The 13,672-nt window shown below is 74.5% G+C and carries 12 protein-coding genes; 5 read left to right on the top strand and 7 right to left on the bottom strand.

Annotated elements, in window-relative coordinates; all coding sequences use genetic code 11:
• Positions 1 to 120: 120 nt before the first annotated feature.
• The 5 genes from dnaG to HCC30_RS18405 all read right to left on the bottom strand — a co-directional run bounded on the left by dnaG (position 121) and on the right by HCC30_RS18405 (position 7,727).
• Positions 121 to 2,064 carry a DNA primase gene (dnaG, locus tag HCC30_RS18425; RefSeq protein WP_169443688.1) on the bottom strand — a complete coding sequence of 648 codons (1,944 nt, stop codon included), beginning with the start codon at positions 2,062 to 2,064 and terminating at the stop codon, positions 121 to 123.
• 72 nt (positions 2,065 to 2,136) lie between these two features.
• Positions 2,137 to 3,879 carry a pyruvate dehydrogenase gene (locus HCC30_RS18420; RefSeq protein ID WP_169443687.1) on the bottom strand — a complete coding sequence of 581 codons (1,743 nt, stop codon included), beginning with the start codon at positions 3,877 to 3,879 and terminating at the stop codon, positions 2,137 to 2,139.
• A gap of 121 nt (positions 3,880 to 4,000) precedes the next feature.
• A complete protein-coding gene (locus HCC30_RS18415; protein WP_169443686.1) occupies positions 4,001 to 5,326 on the bottom strand; it encodes an FAD-dependent oxidoreductase in 1,326 nt (441 codons plus the stop codon).
• 126 nt (positions 5,327 to 5,452) lie between these two features.
• Positions 5,453 to 6,829: a deoxyguanosinetriphosphate triphosphohydrolase gene (locus HCC30_RS18410; RefSeq protein WP_240979708.1), complete on the bottom strand. Its 1,377-nt coding sequence runs from the start codon at positions 6,827 to 6,829 to the stop codon at positions 5,453 to 5,455.
• Between the two features lie 85 nt (positions 6,830 to 6,914).
• Positions 6,915 to 7,727, bottom strand: coding sequence for a CbiX/SirB N-terminal domain-containing protein (locus HCC30_RS18405; protein ID WP_169443684.1), 813 nt, complete (start codon positions 7,725 to 7,727; stop codon positions 6,915 to 6,917).
• Between the two features lie 274 nt (positions 7,728 to 8,001).
• On the opposite strand from HCC30_RS18405, the gene HCC30_RS18400 reads away from it, so the two are divergent.
• The 3 genes from HCC30_RS18400 to HCC30_RS18390 all read left to right on the top strand — a co-directional run bounded on the left by HCC30_RS18400 (position 8,002) and on the right by HCC30_RS18390 (position 11,581).
• Positions 8,002 to 8,808 carry a glucose 1-dehydrogenase gene (locus HCC30_RS18400; RefSeq protein ID WP_169443683.1) on the top strand — a complete coding sequence of 269 codons (807 nt, stop codon included), beginning with the start codon at positions 8,002 to 8,004 and terminating at the stop codon, positions 8,806 to 8,808.
• A gap of 113 nt (positions 8,809 to 8,921) precedes the next feature.
• A complete protein-coding gene (locus HCC30_RS18395) occupies positions 8,922 to 11,072 on the top strand; it encodes a molybdopterin oxidoreductase family protein (protein WP_169443682.1) in 2,151 nt (716 codons plus the stop codon).
• A 95-nt stretch (positions 11,073 to 11,167) separates the two neighbouring features.
• A complete protein-coding gene (locus HCC30_RS18390; protein WP_169443681.1) occupies positions 11,168 to 11,581 on the top strand; it encodes a VOC family protein in 414 nt (137 codons plus the stop codon).
• Positions 11,582 to 11,597: 16 nt separating this feature from the next.
• Here HCC30_RS18390 and cutA read toward each other — a convergent pair whose 3' ends face one another.
• The gene (gene cutA / locus HCC30_RS18385; RefSeq protein WP_169443680.1) at positions 11,598 to 11,924 is read right to left on the bottom strand and encodes a divalent-cation tolerance protein CutA; all 327 of its coding nucleotides are present in this window, start codon (positions 11,922 to 11,924) and stop codon (positions 11,598 to 11,600) included.
• A 94-nt stretch (positions 11,925 to 12,018) separates the two neighbouring features.
• Between cutA and HCC30_RS18380 the strand changes: the two genes are divergently transcribed.
• On the top strand, positions 12,019 to 12,453 hold the full coding sequence (locus tag HCC30_RS18380; protein WP_169443679.1) for a VOC family protein: 435 nt from the start codon (positions 12,019 to 12,021) through the stop codon (positions 12,451 to 12,453).
• Here the strand turns inward: HCC30_RS18380 and HCC30_RS18375 are convergent.
• Entirely contained in the window at positions 12,419 to 13,123 is a 705-nt protein-coding gene (locus HCC30_RS18375) for a helix-turn-helix transcriptional regulator (RefSeq protein ID WP_169443678.1), read from the bottom strand. The genes HCC30_RS18380 and HCC30_RS18375 overlap by 35 nt on opposite strands.
• A gap of 138 nt (positions 13,124 to 13,261) precedes the next feature.
• Between HCC30_RS18375 and HCC30_RS18370 the strand changes: the two genes are divergently transcribed.
• Positions 13,262 to 13,615, top strand: coding sequence for a cupin (locus tag HCC30_RS18370; RefSeq protein WP_169443677.1), 354 nt, complete (start codon positions 13,262 to 13,264; stop codon positions 13,613 to 13,615).
• Positions 13,616 to 13,672: the final 57 nt, after the last annotated feature.

Raw genomic sequence — 13,672 nt, 5'->3', positions numbered from 1 at the left:
CGCCCACCAGTGTGGAGTACGGCACACGCCCACCACGAGAGTCGTGCGCCCAGTTTTTGCGCGGGAGCGTGACCCGGCGCTCACGCACCGCTACGCGCCGACGCGGAGGGCGCGGACGCCTCAGAGCGCGTCGGCGCCGCGTTCGCGCAGGGCACGGCCGTACTGCTCAAGCGTCCAGATCTGGCGGCGGACGGTGGCCGAGCTCTCGTAGTCCCGCTGGGCCTCCAGCCGCCTGGCCGAGCCCTCCATGTCCGTGAGCCGGGCCTTCACGGCGGCCAGCCGGACGGCGACGAGCTGGTTCCCCGCGTACGTCTCGTCCGGCGCCCGGCCGCGGGCCATCCGCAGGGGCTCGACGGCGAGTTCGGTGACGAGGGTGCGGACCGTGTCGTCCGGGGCCGCCTCGCGGACCCGCGTCAGATAGCCGCCGTCGCCCTCGGCGGCGGTGACCCCGCCGGCCGCCTCGATGGTCTCGCGGACCAGCGCGTACGGCGGTGCCGTGAACTCGTCGGCGCCGTACGCGTCGAAGGCGGGGGCGACCAGTTCGGGGCGCTGGAGCGCGAGCTTCAGCAGCTCCCGCTCCACGCGGTGCGCGGGGCTGCGCAGGTTCAGCGGGGGCCCGTACGGTGCGGGCGCGGCGCCCTGGGTGCGGCCGGGGGCGGCGGCCGCAGGGCCGCCGGGGCGCTGCTCGCGCGCGGGCGCGGACTGGCCCGCGCCGGGGCGCGTACCGCGCTCGCGCGCCCAACGGGCCAGCTGGGCAACGCGTTTGACGACGAACTGGGTGTCGAGGATGCCGAGCAGACCGGCCAGCCGGACCGCGTACTCGTGCTGGATCGAGGCGTCCTTGATCCGGGCGACGACGGGCGCGGCCTGTTCCAGCGCGGCGGAGCGGCCCTCGGCCGTGTCCAGGTTGTACTGCCCGACGATGGACTGGATCGCGAACTCGAACAGCGGCGCGCGGCTGTCGACGAGCCGCGCGACGGCGTCGTCGCCCTGCGCGAGCCGCAGGTCGCAGGGGTCCATGCCGCCGGGGGTGATGGCGATGGAGGTGCGCGCGGCGAACTTCTGGTCGTCCTCGAAGGCGCGCAGCGCGGCCTTCTTGCCCGCCTCGTCGCCGTCGAAGGTGAAGACCACCTCGGACTGCGCGTTGTCCATCAGCAGGCGCCGGAGGATCTTGATGTGCCCCTCGCCGAAGGAGGTGCCGGAGGTCGCGATGGCGGTGGTGACACCGGCCAGGTGGCAGGCCATCACGTCGGTGTAGCCCTCGACGACGACCGCGCGGTTGGCCTTGGCGATGTCCTTCTTCGCGAGATCGATCCCGTACAGCACCTGGGACTTGTGGTAGATGGGCGTCTCGGGGGTGTTGAGGTACTTCGGGCCGTTGTCGTCCTCGCGGAGCTTGCGGGCGCCGAAGCCGACGACCTCGCCGGTGATGTCGCGGATGGGCCACATCAGGCGGCCGCGGAAGCGGTCGATGGGGCGGCCGTTCCTGGCCTCCTGGGCCAGGCCCGAGGTGATCATTTCCTTGTCGGTGAAGCCCTTGCCCCGCAGGAAGCGCACCAGGTGGTCCCAGCCCGCCGGGGAGTAGCCCATGCCGAAGTGCTGCGCGGCGCTCTGCTCGAAGCCGCGCTCGGCGAGGAACCGGCGGCCGGGCTCGGCCTCGGGGCTGTCGAGCTGCTCGGCGTAGAACTTCTGGGCGATCTTGTGCGCCTCGACGAGACGCGTCCGCTCGCCCTGCTGGCTGGCGCGGCCGTACCCGCCCTCCTCGTACCGGAGCGTGATGCCGGCCTGCGCGGCGAGCCGCTCGACGGCCTCGGAGAAGGAGAGGTGGTCGACCTTGCGGATGAAGTCGAGGGTGTCCCCGCCCTCCTGGCAGCCGAAGCAGTGGTAGAGGCCCTTGCTCGGACTGACGTGGAAGGAGGGGGACTTCTCGTCGTGGAAGGGGCAGAGGCCCTTGAGCTGGCCGCCGCCCGCGTTGCGCAGCTGGAGGTATTCGGAGACGACGGCGTCGATCGGGACCGCGTCCCTGACCGCCTTCACGTCCTCGTCGTTGATCCTTCCAGCCACGTAGGAAGTGTACGGCGCACCCGTGAGCGCCCCCGGCCCCTCCCCCGGGTCACCGGGCGCCCGGGCCGGTGATCACGGGCGGGGGATGTTGCGCAGGTTGGAGCGTGCCATCTGCACCATCCGTCCGACGCCGCCCTCCAGCACCGTCCGGCCCGCGGACAGCGCGAAGCCGCTCACCTGCTCGCGGGTGATCTTCGGCGGGAGGGAGAGCGCGTTCGGGTCGGTGACGACGTCGAGCAGCGCGGGCCCCTTGTGCCGGAGCACCTCGCGCAGCGCCCCGCGCAGCTGCTTCGGCTTCTCGACGCGGACGCCGTGCGCCCCGGCGGCGCGGGCGATGGCGGCGTAGTCCTGCTCCGGGTAGCCGGTGCCGTACGAGGGCATGCCGTCGACCATCATCTCCAGCTCGACCATGCCGAGCGAGGAGTTGTTGAACAGGACGACCTTCACCGGCAGGTCGTACTGGACGAGGGTGAGGAAGTCGCCCATCAGCATCGAGAACCCGCCGTCCCCCGACATGGAGACGACCTGCCGCCCCGGGTCGGTGAACTGCGCGCCGATGGCCTGCGGCAGCGCGTTGGCCATCGAGCCGTGGGTGAAGGAGCCGATGACGCGGCGGCGGCCGTTGGGCGTGAGGTAGCGGGCGGCCCAGACGTTGCACATGCCGGTGTCGACGGAGAAGACGGCGTCCTCGTCCGCCTCCTCGTCGAGCAGGGAGGCGACGTACTCGGGGTGGATCGGGGTGTGCTTCTCGACCTTGCGGGTGTACGCGCCGACGACGCCCTCCAGCGCGTCCGCGTGCTTCTTCAGCATCCGGTCGAGGAACTTCCGGTTGTTCTTCTCCCGCACCCTCGGGACGAGGCAGCGCAGCGTCTCCCGCACGTCGCCCCAGACGGCCAGGTCGAGGGTGGTGCGGCGGCCCAGGTGCTCGGGACGGACGTCGACCTGGGCGATCTTCACGTTCTTCGGCAGGAACGCGTTGTACGGGAAGTCCGTGCCGAGCAGGAGCAGCAGATCGCACTCGTGGGTGGCCTCGTACGCGGCGCCGTAGCCGAGGAGTCCGCTCATGCCGACGTCGAAGGGGTTGTCGTACTGGATCCACTCCTTGCCCCGCAGCGCGTGCCCGACCGGGGACTTCACCCGCTCCGCGAGCTGCATCACCTCCTCGTGCGCCCCCGCCGTCCCGCTGCCGCAGAAGAGGGTGACGGTGCCCGCCTCGTCGATCAGGCGGGCCAGCGCGTCGATGTCCTCGTCGCCGGGGCGCGCGGTGGGGCGGCCGGTGACGATCGCGTGCTCCTCGGGGCGCTCGGGCGCCTCCTCGGCCGCGATGTCGCCGGGGAGGGTGACGACGCTGACGCCCTGGCGTCCGACGGCGTGCTGGATGGCGGTCTGGAGGACGCGCGGGAGCTGGTTCCGGGTGGAGATGAGCTCGCTGTAGTAGCTGCACTCGCGAAACAGCCGGTCGGGGTGGGTCTCCTGGAAGAAGCCGGTGCCGATCTCGCTGCTGGGGATGTGCGAGGCCAGCGCGAGCACCGGGGCCATCGAACGGTGCGCGTCGAACAGGCCGTTGATCAGGTGCAGGTTGCCGGGGCCGCACGATCCGGCGCAGGCCGCCAGACGCCCGGTGACCTGGGCCTCGGCCCCGGCCGCGAAGGCCGCCGTCTCCTCGTGGCGCACCTGGATCCAGTCGATCGCCGAGGTGCGGCGGATGGCGTCCACGACCGGGTTGAGGCTGTCCCCGACGACCCCGTACAGCCGTCGCACCCCGGAGCGGACGAGGGTGTCGACGAACTGTTCGGCCACGGTCTGCTTCGCCATGCTGCTCACTGCCTTCCGCCGCTGTTGCCCGGATGGGACCGGCCGCCTGGGCTGCCGTGCCCATCGTGGGCACGGCAGCGCCGGACCGTTCACCCCGGGTGCCCCATCCGGCGGCGGTCAATCAGCCCCGGGAGTCGCCTTCGGCCAGCCGCTCCAGCGGGACGGCCGGGTCGGCGAGGCCGTGCGGGTCGACGGTGACGCCGGAGGTGATCAGCCGCTGCACGGCCTCCGTGACGTCCCAGACGTTGACGTTCATGCCGGCCAGCACCTTGTTGTCCCGCAGCCAGAACGCGACGAACTCCCGCTTGCTCACGTCGCCCCGGCACACGACCTGGTCGTAGACGCCGGGCGGCGCGTACCCGGAGAACTCCATGCCGACGTCGTACTGGTCCGAGAAGAAGTAGGGCACCCGGTCGTAGCGCACCTCGTCGCCGAGCATGGCGCGGGCCGCCGCGGGGCCGCTGTTCAGCGCGTTCGCCCAGTGCTCCACGCGCAGCCGCCCCTCGGGCAGGCCGTCGCCCGTGAACCGCGGGGCCTCGCCCGACGGCAGCTCACCGGCGAAGGGGTAGCGCACGGCGGCCACGTCACCGGCGGCGTAGATGTCCGGGTCGGAGGTGCGCAGCGCGGCGTCGACGGCGATGCCGCCGCCGCGGCCCTCGGCCAGCGCGAGCCCGGCGGCCTCGGCGAGCGCGGTGCGGGGCGCGGCGCCGATGGCGGCCAGGACGTCGTGCGCCGGGTGCTCCTCGCCGTCGTCGGTGCGGACGGCCTGGACGATGCCGTCCTGGCCGGTGATCCCGGTCAGCCGGGCGCCGAAGTGGAAGCGGACGCCGTGCTCGCGGTGCAGGTCGGCGAAGAGCCCGCCGAGCTCGGGCCCGAGGACGGCGTGCAGCGGGGTGGCCGAGGGCTCGACGACGGTGACCTCGGCACCGTACCCGCGCGCGGCCGCGGCGACCTCCAGGCCGATCCAGCCGGCGCCCGCGATGACGAGGTGGCCGTTCTCCTGGCCGAGGGCGGCCAGCCGTCCGCGCAGCCGGTCGGCGTGCGCGAGCCGGCGCAGGTGGTGCACCCCGGCGAGGCCGGTGCCGGGGATGTCGAGGCGGCGGGGCTCGGCGCCGGTGGCCAGCAGCAGCCGGTCGTAGTGGACGCGGGTGCCGTCGCCGAGGACGACGCACTTGGCGGCCCGGTCGAGGTGGACGGCGGGCTGGCCGAGGTGGAGTTCGACGTCCGCGCCCGCGTACCAGGCGGGTTCGTGCACGAAGACGCTGTCGCGTTCGTCGTCGCCGGTCAGGTACCCCTTGGAGAGCGGGGGGCGCTCGTAGGGGTGGTCACGTTCGTCCCCGATGAGGATGACGCGGCCGGTGAAACCCTCTTCCCGCAGGGTCTCGGCGGCTTTCGCCCCGGCCAGTCCTCCGCCGACGATGACGAACGTCCGGTGTGCGTCGACCACTTGTTGCCTCCTCGCTGTCCCCCCGGCAGAAAACGTCCAGGAGCGAGCGTCCCGCATCGCCCGGGGCACGGGAAGGGGGGACCGTCGGCGAGCCCCGGACCGGTGCGGCGGCGGGAGCCGGGTGTGTCACCGTACGCCCGTCAATCGCCCGTGCAGCGTGCGCGCCGAGGTGTCGGTGAGTGACGCGATCTGATCGACGATCACGCGCAGCCGGGCCGCGTCGTCACCCGCCTCGGCGTACAGGGCGCGGAACTGCGGGTCGAGGCCGTCGGGGGCGCGGGCCGTCAGCGCCTCGGCCAGCTCGGCGAGGACGACGCGCTGTTCGGCGCGGAGCCGCTCCAGGTCGGGCCGCTGCATCACGTACAGGTCGGCGACGGCCTTGAGGACGGCGCACTCCAGGCGTACGCCGTGCGGCACGATGAGCTCGGCGGCGTAGCGCGTGAGCCGGCCCGAGCCGTACGCGGCGCGGGTCGCGCCCTCGGCGGCGAGGCAGAAGCGGCCGATCAGCTGGCTGGTGGCGTCCTTGAGCCGGGCCTGCGCGAGGGCCGAGCCGTCGTAGCCGTGCGGCCACCACTCCTGGGCGAGCAACCGGTCGAGCGCGGCGGCCAGTTCGCCGTCCTCGGCGCCCGGCGCGTAGCGGGCCGCGGCGACGGCGAACACATCGCGCCGTTCCGGTTCGGCGAGCAGCAGGTTGGGGTCGAGGTGGCCGGCGTGCAGGCCGTCCTCGACGTCGTGCACGGAGTAGGCGACGTCGTCGGCCCAGTCCATGACCTGGGCCTCGAAGCAGGTGCGGTGGCCGGGCGCGCCGCGCCGGAACCAGGCGAAGACCGGCAGGTCGTCCTCGTACACGCCGAACTTGGCCGAGGACGGGTCGGTGGGGTGACCGCCGCGCGTCCAGGGGTACTTGGTGGCCGCGTCGAGTGCGGCGCGGGTGAGGTTGAGGCCGACCGAGACCGGGGGGCCGGCGTCGGGCGCGGTGTGCTCGGCCTCGTGGGCGCTGCGGGCTGTTGTGGTGCGGGAGGTGTGGCCGGCTCCGGTGGTGAACGGGTCGGCGAAGCGCTTGGGTTCGAGACGGGAGAGCAGCCGGAGCGACTGGGCGTTGCCCTCGAAGCCGCCGCAGGGCGCGGCGATCTCGCGCAGCGCGTCCTCGCCGTTGTGGCCGAACGGCGGGTGGCCCAGGTCGTGCGCCAGGCAGGCGACCTCGACGAGGTCCGGGTCGCAGCCGAGGGAGGCGCCCAGTTCGCGCCCGACCTGGGCGCACTCCAGGGAGTGGGTGAGCCGGGTGCGGGGGCTGGCGTCCCACGCCTGCGCGCTCGATCCGGGCGCGACGACCTGCGTCTTGCCCGCGAGGCGGCGCAGCGCGGCGGAGTGCAGGACGCGGGCGCGGTCGCGCTGGAAGGCGGTGCGCCCGGGGCGTTTGTCCGGCTCCGGCGCCCAGCGTTCGATGTCGGCGGGCGCGTAGCAGGGGCCGGAGGCTCCGCCGGAGACGTCGGTCTCGTCCATGCCGTGCATGTGCCGACCGTAACCGCGCGCGGCGGCCTTGGCCCACGCTCGGGGCCGGCGAGGGGCGCTTCCCGGCCGCCGGACGTCACGCGCCGGGCGCCACGGGGACCGTCCGGCGTTCCGTCCCCGCGCCGCGTACCGCCTCGTCGTAGCGGTGCAGGACGAGGCGGGCGAGGGACGGGTGCGGGCCGAGGGGCGGGGCCACCGGGCCCGGGGCCGCGTGGGCGGCCTGGGTCGCGAAGCGGCCAGGCGCGGCGAAGCAGGAGGCGGTGGCGATGCTCCGGTGCCCGCGCGCCCGGAGACCGCGCACCGCCTCGTCGACGGTGGGGCGCGCGGCCGAGGCGTACGCCGGGACCACCAGCAGCCCGTCCAGCCGCGCCGACAGGTCGCGGGCGATCCGTCGGGTGCCGGCCGTCGCGTCCGGGTCGCGGGAGCCGGCGGCGGCGAGGACGACGGCGGTGCAGCCGGCGGCGCGGAGCGCGGCGGCCGGGTGCCCTCCGGCGAGGCCGCCGGGGAGGGCCCGGGCCAGGCGGTCGGCCAGGGCCTCGGCGAGCAGGGGGTGCGGGCCGAGCGGGGCGGCCAGGGTGGCGCGGGTGTGCGGGGCCGCCCGGGCGACGGCGTGCGGGAGGTCGTGCTTGACGTGGTGGCCGCGGGTGAAGAGCAGCGGCACGACCACGGCGGGCGTCCCCGCGGGGAGCGCGGCGAGCGCCTCGGGGAGGGAGGGCGCGGTGAGTTCGACGTGGCCGAGCGCGGTGCGCAGCCCGGGCCGCAGCCGCCGTACCCGGGCCAGCAGGGCCCGTGCCGCGCGCTCGGCCGCCGGGTCGCGCGAGCCGTGCGCGACGCACACGAGCGCGGGCCGGGTGAGCCGGGAGCGGGACTGTGCGGTGATCAGAGACATGGGCTGCGCCGTGCGGTAGAAGACCGGTGTGCGGGGGCCGCGGAAGGGGCGGCACCGCCGTGGAGCGAGTCTGCGCGTACGGCGTTGCCCCGCCGTTGCGCAGGCGTGACGGCGGATTACCCGCGGCTCACAGAGCGGTCGTTGACGGCGTGCGGGCGCGGTGCTCTGATGCGTATGCCGATTAGTCATATGCATCGGGGACGGCGCACCGCGGTGACCCGGGTGCGCGCAAGCGCCGCGTGATCGCGGCAGCGGTTGAACGAGGAGAGACAGCATGGCTGCCGACCTGCAGGGCAAAGTCGTCGTCGTCACGGGAGGCGCGCGCGGGCTGGGCGCCGCCGCCGCGCGGGAGGTGGTGGCGGGCGGCGGCAGCGTCGTCGTCACCGACGTCCTGGAGCACGAGGGCCGGGAGACCGCCGAGGCGCTGGGCTCCGCCGCGCGGTTCCACCACCACGACGTCACCAGCGAGGACGACTGGCAGACGGTGCTGGAGCACGCCGTCGCGGAGTTCGGGCAGTTGACGGGAGTGGTGAACAACGCGGGGGTGTCGGCCGCCTCGCTGCTGGAGCACGAGTCGGTGGCCCACTTCCGCAAGGTCCTCGACATCAACCTGACCGGTGTCTTCATCGGTATGCAGAAGGCGATCCCGCTGCTGCGCGCCGCGGGCGGCGGCTCGATCGTCAACATCTCCTCCGCCGCCGGGCTCACCGCGCTGCCGCTGACCGGCCCGTACGGTGCCTCGAAGTGGGGCGTGCGGGGGCTGACGAAGATCGGCGCGATGGAGCTTTCGGAGTCCCGGATCCGGGTCAACAGCGTGCACCCCGGCATGGTCTACACGCCGATGACGGCGGTCACCGGGCTGGAGCGGGGCGAGGGCAACTACCCGGGCACCGCGATGGGCCGCGCCGGGGAGCCGGAGGAGATCGCCGCCGCGGTCGCCTTCCTGCTGTCGGACGCGGCCTCGTACATGACGGGCTCCGAGATCGCCGTGGACGGCGGCTGGACCGCGGGCAAGACCCTGCGGGAGCTGACCGGCGGCACCCTGCCCCCGGGCAACGAGCCGCAGGTGCACGGACGTTGACGGCGCCGGGGCCCCGGGGCTCACGGCCCGGCGCGGGGCGCGCTGAGCACCCCGTGCCGGGGCCGTAACCCGGGCGGCGGCCGGGGGAAACACGCCGGGCCGAGCCTGTCGCCATGGACGACGGAACCAGCCGCCGGGACGGGCCCGGGGAAGCGGAAGCGCCGGGGACGGACACGCACTGTCCGTACTGCGCGCTCCAGTGCGGAATGCGGCTCGTGCCCGACGGCACGGGGGTGACCGTCGCGGAACGCCCCGCCTTCCCCGTCAACCGGGGCGCACTGTGCGGGAAGGGGAGCAGCGCGGCCGAGCTCCTGGCGCCCGGCGCGCGGCTCACCACCCCCCTCGTCCGCGATCCGGCCACCGGTGAACTGGTGCCCGCCGACTGGGAGTCGGCGCTGGCGCGCACCGCGGAGGGGCTGCGGCGGGCCCGCGAGGAGCACGGGGCCGACGCCGTCGGGGTGTTCGGCGGGGGCGGGCTGACGAACGAGAAGGCGTACGCGCTGGGCAAGTTCGCGCGGCTGGTGCTGGGCACCTCGCAGATCGACTACAACGGCCGCTTCTGCATGTCCTCGGCCGCCGCCGCCAACGTCCGCGCGTTCGGTCTCGACCGGGGCCTGCCGTTCCCGCTGGCCGACGTCTCCCGCACGGGCTGCGTGCTGCTCGTCGGCGCCAACCCGGCGGAGACCATGCCGCCGGCGGTACGCCATCTCACGCGGCTGCGGGAGAACGGCGGCACGCTCGTCGTGGTCGACCCCCGGCGCACGCGGACGGCCGAGCTGGCCGACCTCCATCTGGCGCCCCGTCCCGGCACCGATCTCGCCCTCGCGCTGGGCCTGTTGCACCTCGTCGTCGCGGAGGGCCGGGTCGACCAGGACTTCGTGGACGCGCGCACCACGGGCTGGGCGGGGGCGCGCGGGGCGGCGATGGCGCACTGGCCGGAGCTCGTGGAGCGGATCACCGGCGTGCCCGTGCCCGAACTGCGCCGGGCGGTGCGCCTGTTCTGCGCGCCGGAGAGTGCGATGGTGCTCACCGCGCGCGGCCCGGAGCAGCACGCCAAGGGGACGGACACGGTCAGCGCCTGGATCAACCTCGCGCTGGCCACCGGCCGTCCGGGGCGCCCGTTCTCCGGGTACGGCTGCCTCACCGGGCAGGGCAACGGGCAGGGCGGGCGCGAGATGGGCCAGAAGGCCGACCAGCTCCCCGGCTACCGCAGGCTGGACGACCCGGCGGCGCGCGCCCACGTGGCCGGCGTCTGGGGCGTGCCCCCGGACAGCCTGCCGGGCCCGGGGCGCAGCGCCTTCGAGCTGCTGGACGCGCTCGGCGAGGACGTGCACGCGCTGCTGCTGATGGGCTCCAACCCGGTGGTGTCCGCACCGGACGCGGGGCGCGTCACCGAGCGGATGCGCTCGGTGGACTTCCTCGCCGTCTGCGACGTGGTGCTCTCCGAGACGGCCCGGCTCGCGGACGTCGTCCTCCCCGTCACCCAGTGGGCGGAGGAGACGGGGACGACGACGGGGCTGGAGGGCCGGGTGCTGCTCCGGCGGAAGGCGCTCGACCCGCCGCCGGGCGTACGGTCCGATCTCGCGGTGCTCAACTCCCTTGCCGCGCGCCTCGGTTGGGAGAAGGGTTTCCCCGCCGACCCGGAGGAGGTCTTCGAGGAGCTGCGCCGCGCGACCTCGGGCGGGCCGGCGGACTACGCGGGCCTCAGCTACCGGCGGATCGCCGCGACGGAGCACGACGAGGAGGGGCTGCACTGGCCCTGCCCCGCGCCCGGCCCGGACGGCGCGGAGCACCCCGGCACACCCCGGCTGTTCCTGGACCGCTTCGCCACCCCGGACGGGCGGGCCCGCTTCGTCCCCGTCACGCACCGCCCCGCCGCCGAGGAACCGGACGCCGCCTATCCGCTGCGGCTGACCACCGGACGCGTCCTCGCGCAGTACCAGTCCGGGGCGCAGACCCGTCGGGTCGCGGCGCTGTCGGCGGCCGCCCCCGGCCCGTACGTCGAGCTGCATCCGCGGCTCGCGGAGCGGCTGGGTGCGGCGGAGGGGGAGCCGGTGGCCGTCGTCACGCGGCGGGGGCGCGCGGTGGCGCCCGCGCGGATCACCCGCTCCATCCGCGCCGACACCGTCTTCATGCCGTTCCACTGGCCGGGAGAGGGACGCGCGAACACGCTCACCCACGCCGCGCTCGACCCGGACTCGCGGATGCCGGAGTTCAAGGTCTGCGCGGCCCGCGTCGAACCCGTCGACGCGGCGGACCGATGAATTCAGGCCCGCCGCGCCGTCTCTCTCTTCAGCGGCGGCCACCGCACCGCGAGCGGCGCGGTACGGACGGGAAGCCGGGAAGAGAGGGACGGATCATGTCCGGGACGAGCATTTTCGTGAACCTTCCGGTCAAGGACCTGGACCGGTCGAAGAAGTTCTTCGGAGCCCTCGGCTACTCCTTCAACGAACAGTTCTCCGACGAGAACGCGGCCTGCCTGGTGATCAGCGACACCATCTACGCGATGCTCCTCGTCGAACCGTTCTTCCAGACGTTCACCAAGAAGAGGATCGCCGACGCGTCCAGCACCACCGAGGTCCTGATCGGCCTCTCCGCCGACAGCAGGGAGGACGTCGACCGGCTCGCCGAGGCGGCCTTCGCCGCCGGCGGGGAGCCGGCGGGCGAGCCGACCGACGAGGGCTTCATGTACGGGCGCAGCTTCCAGGACCCGGACGGCCACGTCTGGGAGCTGATCTGGATGGACCCGAGCGCGATCGAGGGCGGGTCCTGAAACCGGGGGGCGGTGCTCAGCCGGCCGCGCCGGTCTCCTCGGCGACCCAGGCGAGGTAGTCGGCGTTCCCCCGCACCACAGGCGTCGCGATGATCTCCGGCACGTCGTAGTCGTGCGCCTGCCGGAGGTACGCCTCCAGGTCGTCGTAGCGCGCGGCGGCCGTCTTGAACAGCACCTGCCACTCCGGATCGGTCTGCACTGCGCCCTCCCACCGGTAGACCGAGGTCACCGGGGTACTGATCTGGGCGCAGGCGGCGACGCGGCGCTCCACGGCACCCGCCGCCAGCGCACGCGCCCGCTCCTCGCTGTCGACGGTCGTCAGCACGGTCAGGATGTCGGTCATGAACTCACCGTAGCCGGGCGCGGATCGGGGCCGGGCGGGGCGGGTGGCCGATTCGTTCAAGACCTCCGGCACGGCCCGGCCCTACCGTACGGATATGACTCCACGCTTCGACCTCATCGGCATCGTCACGTCCGACATGGCGGCGTCCCTGGCCTTCTACCGGCGCCTCGGTCTCGACGTCCCCGCCGACGCCGACGGCCACCCGCACGTCGAGGCCACGCTGCCCGGCGGGCTGCGCCTCGCCTGGGACACGGACGAGACGGTGCGCTCCTTCCAGCCCGAGTGGTCACCGGGCGCACCGGGCAGCGGGCGGATCAGCCTGGCCTTCCTCTGCGCGGACCCGGCGGAGGTGGACTCCCTCTACCGCGCGCTGACCGGCGACGGCTACGTCGGCCACAAGGCCCCGTGGGACGCGGGGTGGGGGCAGCGCTACGCGGTGGTGCTGGACCCGGACGGCAACACCGTCGACCTGTTCGCACCGCTCGCGCAGGCCGCTATGGACGTCCCCGCCGAGGAGCCGGCGGACTGAAGGAGCTCGCCGGGACACCCGTCAACGCCCGGACGTCCCGGGCGAGATGGGCCTGGTCGGCGTAGCCGGTGCGGGCGGCCACCTCCGCCAGGGCCACGCCCTGTCCGGCCAGGGTCACGGCCCGCTGCATGCGCAGCACCCTGGCCAGCGTCTTCGGCCCGTAGCCGAAGGCATCGAGGCTGCGGCGGCGCAGCTGGCGTTCGCTGAGTCCCACCGCGCGTGCGGCCCGGGTGACGCCGCTGCCGCCGCGCAGCAGCCGCACCACCTCGGCGCGTACCGGGTCCTCTTCCCTCGGGCCGGCGCGGCGGGCGGCCGCCTCCTCCAGCACGCGCGCCGGGTCGCGCGCCGCCGCCGCGCGCTCCTCCAGGGGTCGGACCTCGGCGGCCGGCCACAGGTCGGAGAGCGGAACCCGGCGGTCGCGCAGTTCGTGCGCCGGTACCCCGAGCAGCGGCGGCGCCGTGCCGGGCGCGAAGCGGAGCCCGGTGACGCGGTCGCCCGGGGTGCCGGCGAAGACGTGCGGGCGCGAGTCCGGTCCGGCGATCACCAGGCGGCCGTTCCACAGCAGCAGGTCCATGCAGCCGTCGGGCAGGACGCGCGTCGTCCCGTCCGGCGCCCCGGTGCCCGTCCACGCGACCGCCCCCGGCACCCGCGAAGCCCGCTCCACGTACATGGGGCCCAGGCTGCCACTCCCCGGTGAACACCCGGCCGCCCGTCACCCCGTGCGGTCGCGCTGTGCCGCGCGGTGGTCCGGGAACGGGTGCCCGGCGGCCCGGCTTGCGGTGCGCACCGCGCCATTGACGATGGAGGAATGGACGATCTGACCGCACTCGCGGAACGCCACATGGCGCAGGCTCGGACGGATCCGCACGGCCGGAGTTCGCATCTGTTCCTGCACGACGGGCCGCTGCGGCAGAGCGTGATCGCGCTCGTCGAGGGCGAGTCGCTCGACGAGCACAACGCGCCCCCGGCCGCCGGTCTGCACGTGCTCCAGGGACGGGTGCGGGTGACGGTGAAGGACGGCGGCGAGGAGGAGCTGACCGCCGGGCAGGTGCACGCCGTACCGCGCGAACGGCACGGGATGACGGCGCTGGAGGACTCCGTCGTCGTCCTCACCACCGTGACGGGAGCGGACTGGCCGGGACGCGCCGACAGCGCGGGCTGAACCGCTCACCGCCCCGGGTGCGCCCGCGTGCGGAGGCCTCACAGGGGCGCGCGGGGG

Source organism: Streptomyces sp. HNM0574 (assembly GCF_012726235.1).
In the GTDB taxonomy this organism is placed as follows: domain Bacteria; phylum Actinomycetota; class Actinomycetes; order Streptomycetales; family Streptomycetaceae; genus Streptomyces.
The sequence above is the reverse complement of the archived record's forward strand: the minus strand, read 5'-3'. Positions and strand labels throughout refer to the sequence as shown.